Raw genomic sequence first — 17,782 nt, 5'->3', positions numbered from 1 at the left:
GAGGTAGCCGACCCGCGCCCGCAAGGCCAGTGCAGAAGCTGTGGAGATGCGGCCTAGCGCGTGCTCAGGAACTGGCCCACCAGCGCCTCGACGCCGCTGGCGACGATCTGCACGCCGATGCACATCAAAAGGAACGCCATCAGCCGCGACATCACCCGCGCGCCGTTGACGCCGAGCAGCGACAGCACCCGGTCCGAGGCGCGATAGAACACCCAGACCATCAGGGCGATGACGGCGACGGCCAGGCTCGCGCCCATGAAGAACGGAACCACCGAATGGCCCTCGGCCGGGCGTTGGGACGACAGCGCGATGGCCACCGAGATCGCGCCCGGTCCCGTCGTGAACGGCATGGTCAGCGGGAAGAAGGCCATGTCCTCGGCCCGCGCCTTGGCCGGGGAGTTGGCCTGATCGGCCTTGCGTTCCTCATGTTCCTCGGGCGCCATCAGAAGCGCCCAGGCGCGGATCGCGACCACCAGTCCGCCGGCCACCCGCAGGGCGCCCAGGCTCACCCCGAAGAAGTTCAGCACGTAGCCGCCCAGCAGCAGCGAGCCCAGGAGGATGAAGAAGGCGTAGAGCGCGATGGTCGGCGCCAGGCGCTTGCGCGTCTCTGCCGGATGGTCGGCCAGCATCTGGTGGAAGATCAGCGCGGCCCCGACCGGATTGACGATCGAGAACAGGGCCGGAAAGGCCAGCAGGAACGCCCCGACGAAGGTCGAGACGGGCAGGGGGCTGAATTCCATGACGCGCGCGTTCTCCCTGAATCGCGCGCCGAGCGTTGCCCGACGCGCCGATGCAGGTAAAGCGCGAGGCGGCTATTCGTCGTCGCCGCTGCGCATCTGGTGGAAATAGTGGTCGCGCGACAGGTTGCCGAAGCGGGTGGTGTCGCTGTTGAACGACAGGCGCACCGTGCCGATCGGACCGTGACGCTGCTTGGCGATGATCACCTCGGCCAGGCCCTGCAGCTTGTCCATTTCCTCTTGCCAGGTCAGGTGCTCGGGCGTGCCCTCGCGCGGCTCGGCGCGGCCCACGTAGTAGCTTTCGCGGAACACGAACCACACCATGTCGGCGTCCTGCTCGATCGAGCCGGATTCACGAAGGTCAGACAGCTGCGGGCGCTTGTCGTCGCGGCTTTCGACCTGACGCGACAGCTGCGACAGGGCGATGACCGGGCAGGCCAGCTCCTTGGCCAGGGCCTTGAGGCCCATGGTGATCTGCGAGACTTCCTGCACGCGGCTGGCGTTCGAACCGAGGTCCGAGCCGGTCACCAGCTGGAGGTAGTCGACCACGATCAGGTCGAGGCCGACCTGGCGCTTCAGGCGTCGGGCCCGGGCGGTCAGCTTGGCGATCGAGATACCACCGGTGGCGTCGATGTAGAGCGGCGCTTCCTGCAGTTCCATGGCCGCGTCGCGCACGCGCCCGAACTCGCTGGCGTCGATCTCGCCTTTACGCAGCTTGTCGCCCGACACGCCCGAAGCGTCGGCCAGCATACGCAGGGCCAGCTGCTCGGCGCTCATTTCCAGCGAGTAGAAGGCGACCACGCCGCCGTTGACGGTCTTGCGGCTGCCGTCGGGCTGGGGCTCCCAGGCGTATTTCTTGGCGACGTTGAAGGCGATGTTGGTCGCCAGCGCCGTCTTGCCCATCGACGGACGACCGGCCAGCACGATCAAGTCGGAGGGGTGAAGGCCGCCGATCTTCTGGTCGAGGTCGATCAGGTCCGACGCCAGGCCAGACATGCCGCCGTCACGCTGGAAGGCCTCGGCGGTCATCTCGACGGCGCCGCGGAGGGCGTCGCCGAAGCTGACGAAGCCCGAGCTGGCCGTCCCGCTTTCGGCCAGGGTGTAGAGCTGCTGTTCGGCGGCTTCGATCTGGTCGCGGGCCGGGCGCTTCTCGTCGCCGTGGCCGTGGGCGGCGGAGGCGATCTCGCCGCCGATGCGGATCAGGTCGCGGCGCAGGGCCAGGTCGAACACCGCCCGGGCGTAGTCGCCGACATTGGCGGCCGGCGGGGCGCGGTCGACGAGGTCGGCCAGGTAGCGGATGCCGCCCAGTTCCTCGAACGCCGGATCGCGCTTGAATTCGTCGGCCAGCAGGATCGGTTCGGCCAGCTGGCCCTTGCGGATGTGGGTCTCGATCGACTGGAACAGCCGCTGGTGGAAGGGCTCGTAGAAGTGGCGTCCCTGCAGGCTGTCGGTCAGCCGCTCATAGGCCGAGTTGTCGTAAAGCAGCACGCCCAGCAGCGCCTGTTCGGCTTCCAGGTTGTGCGGTGCGACGGTGATTTGAGGAGCATCCTGCGCGGGCGGGCGCAGGTCGAGTGCAGGGACCAGGGACATCGCCATAAGTTAACGCGAACGAGGCCGCGACGCGCGTTCGGAGCGTGGTCAACGGCGCAGATGGATGGGGATGTTCTGTGTATATCTTCGAGGCGACAAAAGGGGACGCAGGCTGATCGCCGCGTCCCCTTCGAGTCTTACCCTAGGTCAACTTACCAGTTGTAGCTGAGGCGGGTGTAGAGGAACCGGCCGTTGAAACCAAACGGCGAGTAGTTGGGGAAGCCGACCACGCCGCTGGTGCTGTTGACGGCCGCCGGCGTGCGGTTGGGATATTCGTCGAACAGGTTGTTGGCGCCCACGGCCCAGGTCAGCTTGTCGGCGAAGGTGCGACGGGCTTCCAGGTCGATCACCGCCTTGCGGCCGGTCCAGTAGTCCAGCGAGGCCGTGGCGTTCGGCTGCAGCACGGTGCCGTAGCCGGTCAGCTTCAGCGTCGCGCCCCAGGGACCCTTGCTCCAGTCGCCGCTGGCCACGAACTTCGTGCGCGGGGTGCCGCGTTCGAAGGTCTGCACGTTGACGCGGGCGAACAGGGCCGGCGGGACCGGCAGCGACGACAGGGTGTTGGTCGTCGGCAGGCGGGTGACCTCGGTCTCGTTGTAGTTGCCCGCCAGGGTCAGGTCGAAGCGCCCGGCCTCGGCCGCGTCGAGGCGATAGCGCACCACCACGTCCACGCCCTTGGTCGTCGTGTCGACGCCGTTGATGAAGAAGCGCGCCGTGGTCACGCCGTAGGGGGCGAGCAGGGCGTAGATCGCCTGCTGGGTCGCCGTGCCGGTGGCGCTGCCCTGGATGTTTTCCGAGAGCACGATGCGGTTGTCGATGTCGATCTGGTAGGCGTCGACCGTCACCTCGAACGGGCCGCGGTGATAGACGAGGCCCAGCGAGTAGTTGGTGCTCTCTTCCGGCTCCAGCGCCTTGGCGCCGAGCACGGCCGAGACCGGGCTGGTGGCCGGGAAGGTGCCGACCTCGGTGGCCGTGCCGCTGATGATGTTGGTCGAGGTGGCGGTGAAATACTGCTGCTGCAGGGCCGGAGCCCGGAAGCCGGTCGACACCGCGCCGCGCACGGCGAAGCCGTCGAGGATGTCGTAGCGGGCGGCGATCTTGCCGGTCGTCTTGGTGCCGAAGTCCGAATAGTCCTCGAAGCGCGCGGCGATATCGACGTCCAGCTTGTCGGTCACCTGGCTGTCGAGGTCGACATAGAAGCTGTAGTTGTCGCGGCTGACGTCGACGGCGTTGCTCGGGCGGAAGCCTGGGAAGCCCTGCGCGCCGGCCGCCAGGCCGTTGTAGCCGCCATTGGCCCACGAGGCCTGCTCGCCGGCGACGATGTCGTAGCTTTCCTTGCGGTACTCGGCGCCGAACGCCAGGGTCGAGGGCTGGGCGAAGGCGGCGATGGTCACCGGGCGTGTGATGTCCAGCGAGGCCACGGCCTGGCGGTAGCGCATCGAGCCGGCCTTGAACGAGGTCGGTGAGGCCGGGCCGTACGAGGCGTTCAGGCTGTCCTTGACCCCGTATTCGATGTCGTTCTGGCCGTAGGTGAAGCTGGCGTCGATCGTGTAGGCGCCGGCCTCGCCCTTGGCGCCGAAGGCGGCGTTGTAGTCGTCGATGTCGGTGGCGATCTTGGGCAGGAAGCCGCTGGGATAGATCGACGGGATGTTGGCGGCGTTGTTGGACAGGCGCGGGAAGGCGGCGCTTTCGCCGTCGCGGTGCTGGTAGCCCAGCCAGCCATAGGCCTTCCAGGTTTCACCGATCGGCACGCCGGCGTTGGCGAACAGCGACTTGCTCTCGATCTCGGCGTCGCCGTAGCGGCCGGTGACGACGCCCGGGCTGAAGGCGGACGAGACGTCGCTGCGGTTGGTGGGGTTGCGCTTGGACCAGTCGGCGGTGACCGTCAGGTAGCCGTCCTCGCCGATGCCGAAGCCCTGCCAGACCGAGGCGGTGTAGGTGACGCCGTCGGTGGCCTTGCGGCCGTCGGTGTCGCGCGAGGTCTTCACCTCGGTGTTGTAGAGCCCGTAGCTGGCGGTCGCGCCGCCGCCGCTGCGGGCCTCGCGCAGGCGCAGGTTGACGACGCCGGCGATGGCGTCCGAGCCGTACTGGGCCGCCGCGCCTTCGCGCAGGATCTCGACGCGGTCGAGAGCGGCGGTCGGGATGGTGTTGAGGTCGAAGGCGGCCGAGCCGCGGCCGACCGAACCGTTGACGTTGACCAGGGCCGCGGCGTGGCCGCGCTTGCCGTTCAGCAGAACCAGGGTCTGGTCGGGCGCCAGGCCGCGCAGCGTGGCCGGACGCACCGAGTCGGTGCCGTCCACGGCCGACGGGCGCGGGAAGTTCAGCGACGGGGCCAGGGTCGACAGCGCCTGGGCCAGTTCGGTCGAGCCCTGGCGGGTCAGCGCCTTGCTGTCGACGACGTCGACCGGCGAGACGGTGTCGAGGCGCGAGCGGCCGGCGGTGCGGGTGCCGGTGACGACGACTTCCTCGACGGCGGTCTGGTCGTCAGTGGTCTGAGCGTTGGCGGTGGAGACGGCCAGGGCCGAAGCCGAGGCGGCGGCGAGCAGCAGCAGTTGAGTACGCATGGTGTAATCCCCTCAAAACGCTGTCGGTCGGGGGCGCTTTCGCGTCTCGTTCTGGCCGACAGGCGGTTAGACAGGTTCAACCTGCGCGAACGCCGCTCGTCCTACAATCTGAGCAATTCTAGGTTTCGGCGCAGAAAAAAACGGCGCGGATTGCTCCGCGCCGTTCTCATTCGTCTGCGAAGGTCCTGAAAAATCAGGCTTCGTAGTCGCCTTCTTGCGAGCCGGCGCCGCCTTCCAGGAGGTCCTGGGCGGCTTCGGCGTCGGCCAGACGCTCTTCCTCGAACTGCGAGGCGATGACGTTTTCGCCGCGCGCTTGGCGCTCGGCTTCGTCGGCGCTGCGCGCGATGTTGAGCGTGACCGTCACGGTCACGTCAGCGTGCAGCTTCACCTTCACTTCGTGGACACCGAGCGTCTTGATCGGCTTGTCCAGCACGATCATCGAGCGGTCGACCTTGCCGCCTTCGGCCTTGATGGCGTCGGCGACGTCGCGGCCCGCGACCGAACCGTACAGCTGGCCGCTTTCGCCAGCTTGACGGATCATCACGTACTGCGTGCCGTCCAGCGCCTCACCGGACTTGCCGGCGGCTTCGCGGTTGCGGACGTTGCGGGCTTCGATCTCGGCGCGTTGCGCTTCGAAAGCCTTCAGGTTGTTCGAGTTGGCGCGGAGAGCCTTGTTGCGCGGCAGCAGGTAGTTACGGGCGAACCCGTCCTTCACCGTCACCACGTCGCCCAGGACGCCCTTGCCTTCGACTCGTTCGAGCAGGATCACTTTCATCGTGGCGTCTCCCTTACTTCACGACGTAGGGGAGCAGAGCCAGGAAGCGAGCGCGCTTGATGGCCTTGGCCAGTTCGCGTTGCTTCTTGGCCGACACCGCGGTGATGCGCGACGGCACGATCTTGCCGCGTTCGGAAACGTAACGCTGCAGCAGCTTCACGTCCTTGTAGTCGATCTTCGGAGCGTTGGCGCCCGAGAACGGGCAAACCTTGCGGCGACGGAAGAACGGACGGCGAGCGCCGCCAGCGGCGGCGGCGGCCGGAGCCGCGGCTTCGGGAGCAGTCGTATCGGTCATGATCTATTTCTCCCTTACGCTTGCGGAGCGAAGTCTTCGCGCGGGCGCTCAGGGCGTTCCGAACGCTCAGGGCGGTCCGAACGCTCGGGGCGATCGCTGCGCTCGCGGTCGCGACGGGCCAGAACCGGCGACAGTTCCAGGTCCAGCTCTTCCACGCGGATGGTCATGAAACGCAGCACGTCTTCGTTGATCGACAGCTGGCGTTCCATTTCCTTCACCGCCGCCGCCGGAGCGTCGATGGCGAGCAGGGAATAGTGGCCCTTGCGGTTCTTCTTGATGCGGTAGGTGAGGTTACGCAGACCCCAGTATTCGATCTTGGCGATGTGACCACCACCTTCTTCGATCAGGGTCTTGATTTGCTCGTTGAGAGCTTCGGCCTGTTGCGGCGAGATGTCCTGCCGCGCGATGACCACGTGTTCGTAGAACGACATGTTTTCCTCTTCCGTTATGGAAAGCGGCGCGGTCGGCGGCGGAAGTCCGACGACCACGATGGATCCTGTGCGACGAGCGGGATAATCCCGACCCCGTGAAGGGTTCGCGCAAGACCGCCTTCCGTGAGAACGCGCGCTACTACAGGAAACAGGAGGCGGAAGCAAGGCTGGCCTTGCCTTTTGCCGCCGACGTGGCGGCTCGGCGGCGCCTGTCTCCTGGGCGACTCTGATAAAAGGCGGCGGCGGAGTCGCTTTCCTGACGGAAGGCAGCTTGCCGTTAATACCTCAGGTGGTTAGGGAAGGGGCATGCGGGGTGCAACCGTGAAGAGCCTGATCCTTGGCGGCGCGTTCGCGCTGTCGATGACGGCTGCCCCGGTGTCGGCCCAGGCGATCAAGAAACCCGACCTGTCGGTGTCGTCCAACGACGGCCGCTTCACGGGCTATTCGGCCGCCCTGCCGCTCGACCTGTCGTCCGACGCCGAAAGCACCACCTTCGTGGCCAAGGTCGCCGGCAGCATCGAGCAGCCGACCTACGACTTCAATCTGAACATGACGGCCAAGGCCGAACAGGGGCCCAGCCCCCGCGCCCTGGCGCTGGGCGCCTCGCTGAACAAGCGCGAGGCCGGCGTCCGCTCGTCGCTGTCGCGGCTGTTCGGCTTCGGCGACCTGCCCAAGTCCAACTATGTCAGCGTCTCGGTCGACATGAACGCCACGCGCTCGATGGTTCTGCCGGCGTCGATTCCGATCGCCCGCGCCAACGTCCGCTCGGCCCTGACCCTCGACGGCCGCCAGATCGCCTCGATCGGCCTGGGCGGCGGCACCATGGGCGACGAGGGCGTCGACTTCAGCCTGATCCGCCCGTTCGACATCCCGGCCGAGTTCTCGGTCAGCGTCCGTGCCGAGGACGAACGCGTCCAGGACGGCCGCTTCATGGTCAAGCTGGTAAAGACCAACTGGTAGGCAACGGCGCAGTCGCGCCGCTATCCCGACAATCCGCCTGAGCTTTCCCGAAAGCCTGTCCGACCAGCGGGCGCCGGCGAAGGCGGGTTTGCGCCCGCGCGCGGGGTTTTCCCTCCTGATCGCTCCACCAGAGGGGGAGCGGATACATGCAGAAGTCGGTTCTATGGGGCGTCTCGGCGGCGGCCGTGCTGGTCGGCGCGGCGCCGGCCCTGGCCCAGGAGGCGCCGGTCGCGGTCGAGGACCTTGTCGTCACCGCCCAGCGGCGCGAGCAGAAGCTGCAGGACGCGCCCGTGGCGGTCAGCGCCTTCGGCGCCAAGGCTCTGGATCAATTGCAGATCACCAGGGCCGAGACGTTGGGCGCGGCCGTGCCCAGCCTCTACGTCTCGCAGATCAGCGCCTCGCCCTCGACGGTGCAGGTGGCCCTGCGTGGCGCGCTGGACCAGACCGGCGGCATGATCACGTCGGAGCCGCCCGTCGGCATCTATGTCGACGACGTCTACCAGGCCCGCCTGTCGGTCGCGAACCTGGACCTGGCCGACGTCACGCGGGTCGAGGTGCTGCGCGGGCCTCAGGGCACGCTCTACGGCCGCAACTCGATGACCGGCGCCCTGAAGTACGTGACCCGCCAGCCCGGTGACGCGTCCGGCGGTTTCGTCGAGGCCTCATGGGGCGACTATGGCCTGCAGCGCTATCGGGGCAGCGCCGGCGGCAGGATCACCGACCATGTCGGGGCCACGGTCTCGGCCCTGTTCTCCGACCGCGACGGCTGGCAGCAGAACACGGCCCTCAAGCGCCGCGTGGGCGAGCGTCGCGACGCCGGCGCCCGCTTTTCCCTCGGTCTGATCGACACCGGCCCGCTCAGCGCGACCTTCTCAGCCGCCTATGCCCGCACCGACACGGACGGCCAACACTTCTCGCCGCTTGATCCGACAACCCTGGCGCCCCTGGCCGGCGGCGGGTTCGGCGCGACCCGCTCGCCGCTGAACACCGACACCAAGACCGAGCAGAAGAGCCTGGCTCTGCACCTGGGTTACGACCTTTCCGGCGTCCAGCTGAAGTCGATCACCGCCTACCAGCGCCTCGACGACCGCTGGAACCTGGACTTTTCCGGCGGTCTGGTCACCGGTTCGGGTCTGGTTCCCGGCTTCCTGCGCGGCAGCTCCACCCAGCAGGAGCAGGCTAGCCAGGAGCTGCAGGCCCTGGGCGAGGCCTTCGACGGCCGCCTGCAATGGATCGGCGGGCTGTTCTGGTTCAAGGAGACCGGCAGCCAGGTGCTGTCCGACATCGTCGGCTCGGGCATCTACGGCCCGTTCCCCGTACCGCTGCTGCCGACCACGATCCACGCGACCTCGGAAAGCATCGCCGCCTACGGGCAGATGGAATGGCGCTTCACCGAGCGCCTAAAGGGCTCGGCCGGCCTGCGCTGGACGCGGGACGAGAAGACCATCGCCGGCACGATCCAGGACGGTCTGGCCGGCTATCCGCCCAGCCTGACCAGCCGCGCCAACCAGGGCGAATGGAAGGTCTGGACCCCGAAGTTCAATCTTCAGTACGAGGCCAGCGACGACGTCATGGTCTACGGCACGATCGCGCGCGGCTATCGCGCCGGCGGCTTCGTGGCCCTGTCGATCGCCGAGCCCTCGATCTTCACCAAGGCCTACGACCCTGAATCCGCCTGGTCCTACGAGGCCGGCGCCAAGATCGAGGCCTTCGACCGCCGCGCCCGCCTGAACCTGGCCGCCTATGTCCAGCAGCTGAAGGACCTGCAGCAGAACGTCATCAGCAACGGCTCGATCCTGACCCAGAACGCCGCCGAGGCGCGGATCGCCGGGCTCGAGGTCGAGGCGGCCGCCACGCCGGTGAAGGGACTGGATCTCTTCGCCTCGCTGGCCCTGACCGACGCCGAGTACGAGAAGCTGGATCCCGCCACCGCCGCCGCCCAGGCCGGGGCCAAGACCCTGCCGCTGATCTCGAAGGTCCAGGCCCAGGTCGGCGGCTCCTGGCGCATCGAGCCGCAGGCGCTGAAGGGCGGGGCGATCATCGTCTCTGCCGACTACAGCCACCGCGGTCCGCGCTATGCCGAGGCGACGAACGCTGAGGCCGGCCGCATCGGTTCGGTCGACCGCGTCAACGCCAGCCTCGCCTGGGAATCGCCCTCGGCGGCCTGGCGGCTGTTCGTTCAGGGACGCAACGTCTTCGACGCCCAGGACTACGTCTCGGGCGCCGTCTTCATCCCCGGCCTGATCGTCTATCGCCTGGCCGACGAGCCGGCCATGTGGAGCGCTGGCGTGAAGGTGAAGTTCTAGCTCCCCCTCCGTCGTCATCCCGGCCGGAGCGTAGCGGAGAGCCGGGACCCAGCGGCCGGCGCACTGCGCCGGCCGTGGCGTGGGTCGCTTGATCGGAGCGCCGCGCCCAGTCCCCCTGGGTCCCGGATAGCCGCTGTGCGGCTTCCGGGATGACGATGAGGGGAGCGCTGCCGCTTACTTCTTCTTGTAGGCCTTCACGGCTTCCATGGTCTTGCTCACGTGGCCCTGGAAGTTGAAGTCGCTGTAGGCCAGCAGGATCTTGCCGTCCGGCGCGATGACGTAGGAGGTGCGGTTGGACATGTTGTCCTTCAGCGGCAGCTTGACGTCGTAGTCCTTGATCAGGGCCGGGCTGGCGGCGGCCACCGCGAACTTGTCGCGGCAGTGCTCCTTCGAGAAGTCCTTGATCCGGTCGACGTTGCCGCCGGTGACCCCGATCACGGTGGCGCCGAGCTTCTCGAACTCGGGCGTCGCCTCGGCGAACTCGTGGGCCTCGGCCGTGCAGCCCGAGGTGTAGGCGGCCGGGAAGAAATAGAGCACCACCGGCCCCTTCTTCAGAGCCTTGCTCAGCTTGAACTCGAAGTCCTTGCCGGCCAGGGCGCCGGGCGCGGTGAAGTCGGGGGCCTTGTCGCCGGGCTTGAGGGCGGCCAGGGCCGGCGAGGCGGCGGCGAAGCCCAGGGCGAGCAGGCAGGCGGCGAGGGCGGGGCGGTTCATCTTGGCGACTCCGGGGGGCCTTGGATGCGGCGTGGCCAGCAATGTGGACGTGCCCCAACGGAAAGCAAGTATCGGCAAAACAGCGGTCCGGCTTGCCCAGTCACCGGCTTTCCCCTAACCCTCCGCGCCCAAGACATTGAATCTTAGAGGAGCGGGCCGTCATGAGCATCGCCTTCATCTTCCCGGGACAGGGCAGCCAATCGGTCGGCATGGGCGTCGAGCTGGCGGAGGCCTTCGCGTCCGCCCGCGAGGTGTTCCAGGAAGTCGACGACGCCCTGGGCCAGAAACTGTTCCAACTGATGCGCGAAGGTCCCGAGGGCGACCTGACCCTGACCGAGAACGCCCAGCCGGCCTTGATGGCCGTCAGCCTGGCCGTCACCCGTACGCTGGAGAAGGAATTCGGCGTCGGCGTCGACCGCGCCGCCTTCGTCGCCGGCCACAGCCTGGGTGAATACTCGGCCCTGGCCGCCGCCGGCGCCATCAGCCTGGCCGACACCGCGCGCCTTCTGAAGCTGCGCGGCCAGGCCATGCAGCGCGCCGTGCCGGTGGGCGAGGGCGCCATGGCCTCGCTGATCGGTCCCAAGACCGACATCGCCCTGGCCGAAGCCGCCGCCGCCGCCGGCTCGGAAGTCGGCGTCTGCGTCGTGGCCAACGACAACAACAACGGCAACGTCGTGATCTCCGGCGCCAAGGCCGCCGTCGACAAGGCCATCGAGAAGGCCAAGGAACTGGGCGCCCGCGCCATTCCGCTGAACGTCTCGGCGCCGTTCCACTGCCCGCTGATGCAGCCGGCCGCCGACGAGATGGCGGCCGCCCTGGCCGCCGCCACGATCCTGGCCCCGCGCGCGCCGCTGGTCGCCAACGTCACCGCCGCCCCGGTCCACGACCCGGACGTCATCCGCAAGCTGCTGGTCGAGCAGGTCACCGGCCGTGTCCGCTGGCGTGAAAGCATGACCTGGCTGGCCGGCGAGGGCGGCGTCACCCGCTTCGCCGAGGCCGGCGCCGGCAAGGTGCTGTCGGGCATGGCCAAGCGCATCGCTCCGGACGCCGAGGCCACCCCGCTGAACACGCCCGCCGATCTCGAAGCCTTCGCGGCCTCGCTCTGATCTTCCGCCTTGCCACGTCCTCGCCCTTCGACAAGCTCAGGGTGAGGACGACTGGCGCGGCGATCCGTTTGAAATCCTCATCCTGAGCTTGTCGAAGGACGAGGGTTTCACTCCCAATCCCTCCGAACGGAGAAACCTGAGAATGTTCGACCTCACCGGCAAGACCGCCCTCGTCACCGGCGCCACCGGCGGCATCGGCGGCGCCATCGCCCGCGCCCTGCACGGCCAGGGCGCCCATGTCGTGCTCTCGGGCACCCGCGAATCGGCGCTGACCGAGCTGAAGAACGAGCTGGGCGAGCGCGCCTCGTTCGTGGTGGCGAATCTTTCGGACGCGGAAGCGGTCGACGGCCTGGTCGCCAAGGCCGAGGAAGCCGCCGGCGCCCCGCTCGACATCGTCATCGCCAACGCCGGCATCACCCGCGACGGCCTGATCGTGCGCATGAAGGACGAGGACTGGGACACCGTCATCAAGGTGAACCTGGAAGGTTACTTCCGCCTGGCTCGCGCCGCCGCCAAGGGCATGATGAAGCGCCGCGCCGGCCGCATCATCGGCATCACCTCGATCGTGGGCGTCACCGGCAACCCCGGCCAGACCAACTACGCGGCCTCCAAGGCCGGAATGATCGGGTTTTCCAAGGCCTTGGCCCAGGAACTGGCCAGCCGCGGCGTGACCGTCAACTGCGTCGCCCCCGGCTTCATCGCCAGCCCGATGACCGACGCCCTGAACGACCAGCAGAAGGCCGGCATCCTGTCGACCATTCCGGCCGGCAAGCTGGGCGAGGGGAGCGATATCGCCGCCGCCTGCGTTTACCTGGCCAGCGATCAGGGCGGTTACGTCACCGGTCAGACCTTGCACGTCAACGGCGGCATGGCCATGATCTAGGCGAACGCCGCCTTGGTCCACAACGGCCATGCTTCTTGGCGGCTGACCCGCTGGTCACCCGAAAAGGAACGTGATAGGCGGTGACCCGACATCTCACGGACGGTGAAACAGATTTCATACCGTCCGGGGGTAAACAGATTTCAAAACGAGGGACTAACAGAATGTCCGACATTCTCGAGCGCGTGCGTAAGATCGTCATCGAACACCTGGATGCCGATCCCGAGAAGGTCACCGAGAAGGCCAGCTTCATCGACGACCTGGGCGCCGACAGCCTCGACAACGTCGAGCTCGTGATGGCGTTCGAAGAAGAATTCGACATCGAAATTCCGGACGACGCCGCCGAGCACATCCAGACGGTTGGCGACGCCGTGAAGTTCATCACGGAAAAGACCGGCGCCTAAGGGCGTCGGGTTCGTACCCTTACGGGCGAACAAGACTATCAGCCGCCGCGCAGCACGGGCTATTGCCATCGTGCGCGCGGCGGTTTTCGTATGTGGCCAAGATTCGCGCCGCAACCTGGCCTAGGGCTTTCGCCTTTCGTCCAGGCCGGCGCGTCGGAAGGTTTGGGAGCAATCCATGCGTAGAGTCGTCGTCACCGGGCTGGGCCTGCTGACTCCTCTGGGCCAGGGCGTCGAAGTGTCCTGGAAGAACATCGTGGCCGGCAAGTCCGGCGCGGGTCGCATCACCGCTTTCGACCCGACCGACTATGCCTGTCAGGTCGCGTGCGAAGTGCCGCGCGTCGACGGTCGTGGCGGTGGCGGTCCGGACGTCGAAGGTTCGTTCGACCCCGACCAGACCATGAGCCCGCGCGACCAGAAGCGCGTCGACGACTTCATCCTGTACGGCATCGCCGCCGCGGACGAAGCCGTGAAGGATTCGGGCTGGGTTCCCGAGACGGACGAGCAGAAGTGGCGCACGGGCGTCATCCTCGGCTCGGGCATCGGCGGCCTGTCGAGCATCGCCGACACCGCGCTGGAGCTGGAAGCCAAGGGCCCGCGTCGCGTCAGCCCATTCTTCATCTCCTCGGCCCTGATCAACCTGATCTCGGGCCAGGTCTCGATCAAGTACGGCTTCAAGGGTCCTAACCACGCCGTTGTCACGGCCTGCGCCACGGGCGCCCACGCCATCGGCGACGCCGCGCGCCTCATCAAGTACGGCGACGCCGACGTGATGATCGCCGGCGGCGCGGAAGCGGCCGTCTGCAAGCTCGGCATCGCCGGCTTCATCGCCTGCCGCGCGGTCGCCACCGACTTCAACGACACGCCCGAGAAGGCTTCGCGTCCGTACGACAAGGATCGCGGCGGTTTCGTCATGGGTGAAGGCGCCGGCGTCCTGGTGCTCGAGGAATACGAGCACGCCAAGGCCCGTGGCGCGAAGATCTACGCCGAAGTGGTCGGCTACGGCCTGTCGGGCGACGCCTATCACATCACCGCTCCGTCGGAGAACGGCGAAGGCGGCGGTCGCGCCCTGGCGGCGGCCGTCAAGGATGCGGGCCTCCAGCCTTCGGACATCGACTACATCAACGCCCACGGCACCTCGACCATGGCCGACGGCCTGGAAGCCGGCGCCGTGGCCGCGTTCCTCGGCGATCACGCCAAGAACGTGGTGATGTCGTCGACCAAGTCGATGACCGGCCACCTGCTGGGCGCGGCCGGCGCCATCGAGTCGATCTTCTCGATCCTGGCCATCCGTGACCAGATCGCGCCGCCGACCATCAACCTCGACAATCCCGATGTCGACGTGCCGATGAACCTCGCGCCCCACAAGGCCGTGCCGATGAAGATCGACGTGGCCGTGTCCAACAGCTTCGGCTTCGGCGGCACCAACGCCTCCGTCGTGTTCCGTAAAATCTCGTGAGCCAAGTCTTGTGAGCAAGCCGCCGCGTCCGCAAAAGAAGGCCTCGGCGCCCAAGCGGGCGTCGAAGGCTCGCAAGCGAGAGACCGCCACCCTGGGACGTCGCCTGGCCGCCATGGCCGGCGGCGGCCTTGTGGTCGCGGCGGTCGCGGCGCTCGCCGTCGGCGGCGGGGCTGTCTGGCTCTACAGCGGGCCGGGCCCCAAGGCCAAGAACGGCGAATACACCTCGGTGGTGCTCCGCCGCGGCGCCAGCGTCTCGGAAATCGCCGGGGCCCTGGAAGCCGGCGGCGCCATCAACTCCTCGTCGCTGTTCCTGACCGCCGCCCAGGTCACCGGCGCGGCGCGGCGGCTGAAGGCCGGCGAATACGAATTCCCCAATCGCGCCTCGCTCTCCACCGTCCTGGCCATGGTCCGCGACGGCAAGGTGGTGCGCCACCAGGTCACCGTGCCCGAGGGCGTGACCTCCGAAATGGTGGTCGAGATCCTGCAGCGCTCGCCGGTCCTGGTCGGCGACGTGCCGACCCCGCCGGAAGGCGCCGTCCTGCCCGAGACCTATCAGGTCGAGCGCGGCGAGGAGCGCGCCGCCGTCCTGCAACGGATGATGGACGACCGCGACAAGGTGCTGAACGCCCTGTGGGAGCAGCGCCAGCAGGGCCTGCCGTTCCAGACCAAGGACGAGGCCGTCACCCTGGCCTCGATCGTCGAGAAGGAGACGGCCCTGGCCAGCGAGCGTCCGCGCGTGGCGGCGCTGTTCACCAACCGCCTGCGCCTGGGCATGCGTCTCGATACCGATCCGACGGTGATCTACGGCATCACCCGCGGCCGGCCGCTGGGGCGCGGCCTGCGTCGTTCGGAACTCGACACCGTCACGCCCTACAACACCTACAAGATCACCGGCCTGCCGCCGACGCCGATCGCCAATCCGGGCCGCGAGGCCCTGGCGGCGGTGATGAACCCGCCCAAGACCGACGAGCTCTACTTCGTCGCCGACGGCACCGGCGGCCACGTCTTCGCCAGGACCTACGAAGAGCACGAGCGCAACGTCGCCCAATGGCGTCGCATCGAGCGCGAGGCCAAGGCTTCGGAAGCAGCAGGGAACTGACCATGGCGCTGTCGGGCATGACCGGGTTCGCGCGCGTCGAGGGCGCTCTGGGCGACTGGAGCTGGGCCGTCGAGGCGCGCAGTGTCAACGGCCGCAACCTCGAGACCCGTTTCCGGGGGCCGCCGGGCCTCGAAAGTCTGGACCGCGCCGCCCGTGACGGGGCGCAGGCCCGCTTCCAGCGCGGCCAGCTCACGCTCGGCGTCCAGGTCCGCAAGGCCGAGGCCGCGGCCGCGCCTCAGGTCAATGTCGAGGTGCTGGAACGCTACCTCAAGGCCGGCAGCCCCTATGTGGCGACCGGCATGGTCGGCAAGCCCAGTCTGGACGGCCTGCTGGCCCTGCGCGGGGTCATCGAGGTCCGCGAGGACGACGAGGATCCCGAGGCCCGCGCCGCCCTCGAAGCGGCGATCGCCGCCAGCATCCACCAGGCCCTTGACGGCCTGAAGGTCGCGCGGCTGGAGGAGGGCGCTTCGCTGTCGCCCGTGCTCGCGGGCCTCGTCGACCGCATCGAGACCCTGACGGGCCTCGCCGCCGCCGAGGCCGAGGGCCAGCCGGCCATCCTCAAGCAGCGCTTCGAGCGCCGCATGGCCGAACTTCTGGGCGAAAGCGCCTCGCAGGAGCGCATCCTGCAGGAAGCCGCCGCCCTGGCGGTCAAGGCCGACGTCCGCGAGGAGCTCGACCGCCTGGCCGGCCACGTCGCCGCCGCTCGCACCCTGCTGGCCAGCGACGGCGCTTCGGGCCGCCGCCTGGACTTCCTCTCGCAGGAGTTCATGCGCGAGGCTAACACCCTTTGCAGCAAGTCGGCGCTGACCGCGCTGACGGCCCACGGCCTCGAGCTGAAGGCCACGATCGAACAGTTTCGCGAACAGGTTCAGAATGTCGAATAACCCGGCCGAGAAGAGCGGGCGCAAGCACCGCGGCCTCCTGCTGATGGTCGTGGCTCCGTCGGGCGTGGGCAAGACCTCGCTGACGCGCCGCCTGGTGGCCGATCACGGCGACCTGCACCTGTCGATCAGCGCCACCACCCGCGAGCCGCGCCCCGGCGAGCACGACGGCCGCGACTACCACTTCGTCTCCAAGGACAAGTTCAAGGAGATGATCGAGGAGAACGCCTTCTTCGAGTGGGCCGAGGTCTACGGCAACTACTACGGCAGCCCCAAGGCCCCGATCATGGAAGCGCTGGAGGGCGGCGAGAGCGTGCTGTTCGACATCGACTTCCAGGGCGCCATGAAGGTGCACGAGCAGGCCGGCCCCGACAGCGTGCTGGTCTACATCCTGCCGCCGTCGCTGGCCGAGATGAGCCGCCGCCTGCACGCCCGCAGCCAGGACAGCGAGGAAGTCATCGCCCGCCGCCTGTCGCGCGCCAAGGACGAGGTCGCCGCCTGGGAGAAGTTCGACTACGTCGTGCTCAACGACGACTTCGACAAGGCCTATGCGGACCTCGCCCACATTTATCACGCCGAACGCCAGAAGCGCTCGCGCAACCCCTGGATCGGCGATCTGGTCGACGACCTGCTGGCGGAAGATATCTGAGGGGCGACGTCCTGCGTGATCCTCGTCCTTCGACAAGCTCGGGATGAGGATCACTGGTGGATCGGGCGACTGAAAACCTCACCCTGAGCTTGTCGAAGGGCGAGGTTTTCACCCCCACTCAGTAATGGAAGCTGCCGCTCTCGCGCGGCTGGATCAGTTCGCGGGCCCGCAGCACGATCTGCACGGGCGTGAACGGCTTCATCATGTAGGTCGTCGCGCCAGCGCTCATCGCCTCGACCACGCGGTCCAGGCGCCGCTCGCCGGTCATGATCACCACGGGCACCTCGCGGCCCCAGTCGCTGACCCGCAGGCGGCGCAGAACCTCGATACCGGTCTCGCCAGGCATGCGCACGTCCAGGAACACGATGGCCGGATGGCGGTCCTGGACGTCGGCCAGCAGCCGCTGGGCGTCCTCGGCGGTCTCCACGTCGAAGCCGCCATCGACGAGCGCGGTCGACACGAACTCCAGCATCAGCGGGTCGTCGTCGATCACCAGGGCCAGGGGGCGGGACGTCATGCGCAACTCCGGGGACGCGTCACAACCAGACGCGGGACTGATTCTTTGTCGCCGTCCTCACCCGCGCCAGCAGGTCGGTGACGGAGAAGGGCTTGAGAACATAGCCGACCGCGCCGGCCTCGACGGCCGCCTTGACGTTCGCCCCCTCGGCCGAGGCGGTTATCATGATCGCCGGCACGGCCTTCAACCGCTTTTCCGCCCGCAGGCGGCGCAGCAGCGTCAGGCCGTTGATCTCGGGCATGGCGACGTCCAGCAGGAACAGGTGCGGCGGCCGGCGCAGGGCGGCGGCCAAGGCGTCCTCGGCGTTGTGGGCGACCTCCACCGCGAAGCCCTCCATTTCCAGCCGAAACCTGACGAACTCGGTCACCAGCGGGTCGTCGTCGACCACCAGGACCAGATGTTGCTGCTCAGGCGCGGGCTGCAT

18 protein-coding genes and 1 pseudogene are annotated in these 17,782 nt (G+C 68.0%); 10 read left to right on the top strand and 9 right to left on the bottom strand.

Annotated features, from left to right (window positions below):
* Nucleotides 1–53 precede the first annotated feature (53 nt).
* The 6 genes from ACODR1_RS15230 to rpsF all read right to left on the bottom strand — a co-directional run bounded on the left by ACODR1_RS15230 (nucleotide 54) and on the right by rpsF (nucleotide 6,389).
* On the bottom strand, nucleotides 54–740 hold the full coding sequence (locus tag ACODR1_RS15230) for a MarC family protein (RefSeq protein WP_488881201.1): 687 nt from the start codon (nucleotides 738–740) through the stop codon (nucleotides 54–56).
* 72 nt (nucleotides 741–812) lie between these two features.
* Nucleotides 813–2,333: a replicative DNA helicase gene (locus ACODR1_RS15225; protein WP_488881200.1), complete on the bottom strand. Its 1,521-nt coding sequence runs from the start codon at nucleotides 2,331–2,333 to the stop codon at nucleotides 813–815.
* Between the two features lie 146 nt (nucleotides 2,334–2,479).
* Nucleotides 2,480–4,888: a TonB-dependent receptor plug domain-containing protein gene (locus tag ACODR1_RS15220; RefSeq protein ID WP_488881199.1), complete on the bottom strand. Its 2,409-nt coding sequence runs from the start codon at nucleotides 4,886–4,888 to the stop codon at nucleotides 2,480–2,482.
* A gap of 193 nt (nucleotides 4,889–5,081) precedes the next feature.
* Nucleotides 5,082–5,663 carry a 50S ribosomal protein L9 gene (gene rplI / locus ACODR1_RS15215; RefSeq protein ID WP_058346419.1) on the bottom strand — a complete coding sequence of 194 codons (582 nt, stop codon included), beginning with the start codon at nucleotides 5,661–5,663 and terminating at the stop codon, nucleotides 5,082–5,084.
* A gap of 13 nt (nucleotides 5,664–5,676) precedes the next feature.
* A complete protein-coding gene (gene rpsR, locus ACODR1_RS15210) occupies nucleotides 5,677–5,958 on the bottom strand; it encodes a 30S ribosomal protein S18 (protein ID WP_109101895.1) in 282 nt (93 codons plus the stop codon).
* A 14-nt stretch (nucleotides 5,959–5,972) separates the two neighbouring features.
* Complete coding sequence (rpsF, locus tag ACODR1_RS15205) at nucleotides 5,973–6,389, bottom strand: 30S ribosomal protein S6 (RefSeq protein WP_488881198.1); 417 nt, start codon at nucleotides 6,387–6,389, stop codon at nucleotides 5,973–5,975.
* A 321-nt stretch (nucleotides 6,390–6,710) separates the two neighbouring features.
* Here rpsF and ACODR1_RS15200 point away from each other — a divergent pair, with 321 nt between their 5' ends.
* Together ACODR1_RS15200 and ACODR1_RS15195 are read left to right on the top strand one after the other, a co-directional pair.
* Nucleotides 6,711–7,349 carry a hypothetical protein gene (locus ACODR1_RS15200; protein ID WP_488881197.1) on the top strand — a complete coding sequence of 213 codons (639 nt, stop codon included), beginning with the start codon at nucleotides 6,711–6,713 and terminating at the stop codon, nucleotides 7,347–7,349.
* Between the two features lie 146 nt (nucleotides 7,350–7,495).
* A complete protein-coding gene (locus ACODR1_RS15195) occupies nucleotides 7,496–9,655 on the top strand; it encodes a TonB-dependent receptor (protein WP_488881196.1) in 2,160 nt (719 codons plus the stop codon).
* A 174-nt stretch (nucleotides 9,656–9,829) separates the two neighbouring features.
* Here ACODR1_RS15195 and ACODR1_RS15190 read toward each other — a convergent pair whose 3' ends face one another.
* Nucleotides 9,830–10,366, bottom strand: a complete 537-nt coding sequence (locus tag ACODR1_RS15190; RefSeq protein WP_488881195.1) for a peroxiredoxin — start codon at nucleotides 10,364–10,366, stop codon at nucleotides 9,830–9,832.
* 161 nt (nucleotides 10,367–10,527) lie between these two features.
* Between ACODR1_RS15190 and fabD the strand changes: the two genes are divergently transcribed.
* From fabD to gmk, 8 genes and pseudogenes are all read left to right on the top strand, one after another.
* Nucleotides 10,528–11,472 (top strand): ACP S-malonyltransferase, encoded by a 945-nt coding sequence (fabD, locus tag ACODR1_RS15185; RefSeq protein ID WP_488881194.1) that lies wholly within the window; start codon nucleotides 10,528–10,530, stop codon nucleotides 11,470–11,472.
* Nucleotides 11,444–11,580 (top strand): annotated as a pseudogene (locus ACODR1_RS15180) (hypothetical protein); the annotation flags it as partial. The gene fabD and the pseudogene ACODR1_RS15180, both read left to right, overlap by 29 nt.
* Nucleotides 11,581–11,614: 34 nt before the next feature.
* Nucleotides 11,615–12,355 (top strand): 3-oxoacyl-[acyl-carrier-protein] reductase, encoded by a 741-nt coding sequence (gene fabG, locus ACODR1_RS15175; RefSeq protein ID WP_101712922.1) that lies wholly within the window; start codon nucleotides 11,615–11,617, stop codon nucleotides 12,353–12,355.
* 161 nt (nucleotides 12,356–12,516) lie between these two features.
* Nucleotides 12,517–12,756, top strand: coding sequence for an acyl carrier protein (locus tag ACODR1_RS15170; protein WP_007672577.1), 240 nt, complete (start codon nucleotides 12,517–12,519; stop codon nucleotides 12,754–12,756).
* 175 nt (nucleotides 12,757–12,931) lie between these two features.
* Nucleotides 12,932–14,212, top strand: coding sequence for a beta-ketoacyl-ACP synthase II (gene fabF, locus ACODR1_RS15165; RefSeq protein ID WP_101717381.1), 1,281 nt, complete (start codon nucleotides 12,932–12,934; stop codon nucleotides 14,210–14,212).
* Between the two features lie 10 nt (nucleotides 14,213–14,222).
* The gene (mltG, locus tag ACODR1_RS15160; protein WP_488881193.1) at nucleotides 14,223–15,311 is read left to right on the top strand and encodes an endolytic transglycosylase MltG; all 1,089 of its coding nucleotides are present in this window, start codon (nucleotides 14,223–14,225) and stop codon (nucleotides 15,309–15,311) included.
* A gap of 2 nt (nucleotides 15,312–15,313) precedes the next feature.
* Nucleotides 15,314–16,195: a YicC/YloC family endoribonuclease gene (locus ACODR1_RS15155; RefSeq protein ID WP_488881192.1), complete on the top strand. Its 882-nt coding sequence runs from the start codon at nucleotides 15,314–15,316 to the stop codon at nucleotides 16,193–16,195.
* A complete protein-coding gene (gmk, locus tag ACODR1_RS15150; RefSeq protein WP_488881191.1) occupies nucleotides 16,185–16,841 on the top strand; it encodes a guanylate kinase in 657 nt (218 codons plus the stop codon). The genes ACODR1_RS15155 and gmk overlap by 11 nt, the downstream gene beginning before the upstream one ends.
* A gap of 118 nt (nucleotides 16,842–16,959) precedes the next feature.
* Here gmk and ACODR1_RS15145 read toward each other — a convergent pair whose 3' ends face one another.
* Both ACODR1_RS15145 and ACODR1_RS15140 read right to left on the bottom strand, forming a co-directional pair.
* The gene (locus ACODR1_RS15145; RefSeq protein ID WP_488881190.1) at nucleotides 16,960–17,358 is read right to left on the bottom strand and encodes a response regulator; all 399 of its coding nucleotides are present in this window, start codon (nucleotides 17,356–17,358) and stop codon (nucleotides 16,960–16,962) included.
* Nucleotides 17,359–17,377: 19 nt separating this feature from the next.
* Complete coding sequence (locus ACODR1_RS15140) at nucleotides 17,378–17,782, bottom strand: response regulator transcription factor (protein ID WP_488881189.1); 405 nt, start codon at nucleotides 17,780–17,782, stop codon at nucleotides 17,378–17,380.

It is taken from the genome of Caulobacter sp. FG7 (genome assembly GCF_057808875.1).
Note: the sequence above shows the minus strand (reverse complement) of the source record. Positions and strands in the feature narration are given on the sequence as shown.

What these genes read in the sequence shown, in the direction of transcription:
- ACODR1_RS15230 (WP_488881201.1), bottom strand. Translation starts at nt 740, where the DNA reads ATGGAATTCAGCCCCCTGCCCGTCTCGACCTTCGTCGGGGCGTTCCTG.
- ACODR1_RS15225 (WP_488881200.1), bottom strand. Translation starts at nt 2,333, where the DNA reads ATGGCGATGTCCCTGGTCCCTGCACTCGACCTGCGCCCGCCCGCGCAG.
- ACODR1_RS15220 (WP_488881199.1), bottom strand. Translation starts at nt 4,888, where the DNA reads ATGCGTACTCAACTGCTGCTGCTCGCCGCCGCCTCGGCTTCGGCCCTG.
- rplI (WP_058346419.1), bottom strand. Translation starts at nt 5,663, where the DNA reads ATGAAAGTGATCCTGCTCGAACGAGTCGAAGGCAAGGGCGTCCTGGGC.
- rpsR (WP_109101895.1), bottom strand. Translation starts at nt 5,958, where the DNA reads ATGACCGATACGACTGCTCCCGAAGCCGCGGCTCCGGCCGCCGCCGCC.
- rpsF (WP_488881198.1), bottom strand. Translation starts at nt 6,389, where the DNA reads ATGTCGTTCTACGAACACGTGGTCATCGCGCGGCAGGACATCTCGCCG.
- ACODR1_RS15195 (WP_488881196.1), top strand. Translation starts at nt 7,496, where the DNA reads ATGCAGAAGTCGGTTCTATGGGGCGTCTCGGCGGCGGCCGTGCTGGTC.
- ACODR1_RS15190 (WP_488881195.1), bottom strand. Translation starts at nt 10,366, where the DNA reads ATGAACCGCCCCGCCCTCGCCGCCTGCCTGCTCGCCCTGGGCTTCGCC.
- fabD (WP_488881194.1), top strand. Translation starts at nt 10,528, where the DNA reads ATGAGCATCGCCTTCATCTTCCCGGGACAGGGCAGCCAATCGGTCGGC.
- fabG (WP_101712922.1), top strand. Translation starts at nt 11,615, where the DNA reads ATGTTCGACCTCACCGGCAAGACCGCCCTCGTCACCGGCGCCACCGGC.
- ACODR1_RS15170 (WP_007672577.1), top strand. Translation starts at nt 12,517, where the DNA reads ATGTCCGACATTCTCGAGCGCGTGCGTAAGATCGTCATCGAACACCTG.
- fabF (WP_101717381.1), top strand. Translation starts at nt 12,932, where the DNA reads ATGCGTAGAGTCGTCGTCACCGGGCTGGGCCTGCTGACTCCTCTGGGC.
- ACODR1_RS15155 (WP_488881192.1), top strand. Translation starts at nt 15,314, where the DNA reads ATGGCGCTGTCGGGCATGACCGGGTTCGCGCGCGTCGAGGGCGCTCTG.
- gmk (WP_488881191.1), top strand. Translation starts at nt 16,185, where the DNA reads ATGTCGAATAACCCGGCCGAGAAGAGCGGGCGCAAGCACCGCGGCCTC.
- ACODR1_RS15145 (WP_488881190.1), bottom strand. Translation starts at nt 17,358, where the DNA reads ATGACGTCCCGCCCCCTGGCCCTGGTGATCGACGACGACCCGCTGATG.
- ACODR1_RS15140 (WP_488881189.1), bottom strand. Translation starts at nt 17,782, where the DNA reads ATGCAGCCCGCGCCTGAGCAGCAACATCTGGTCCTGGTGGTCGACGAC.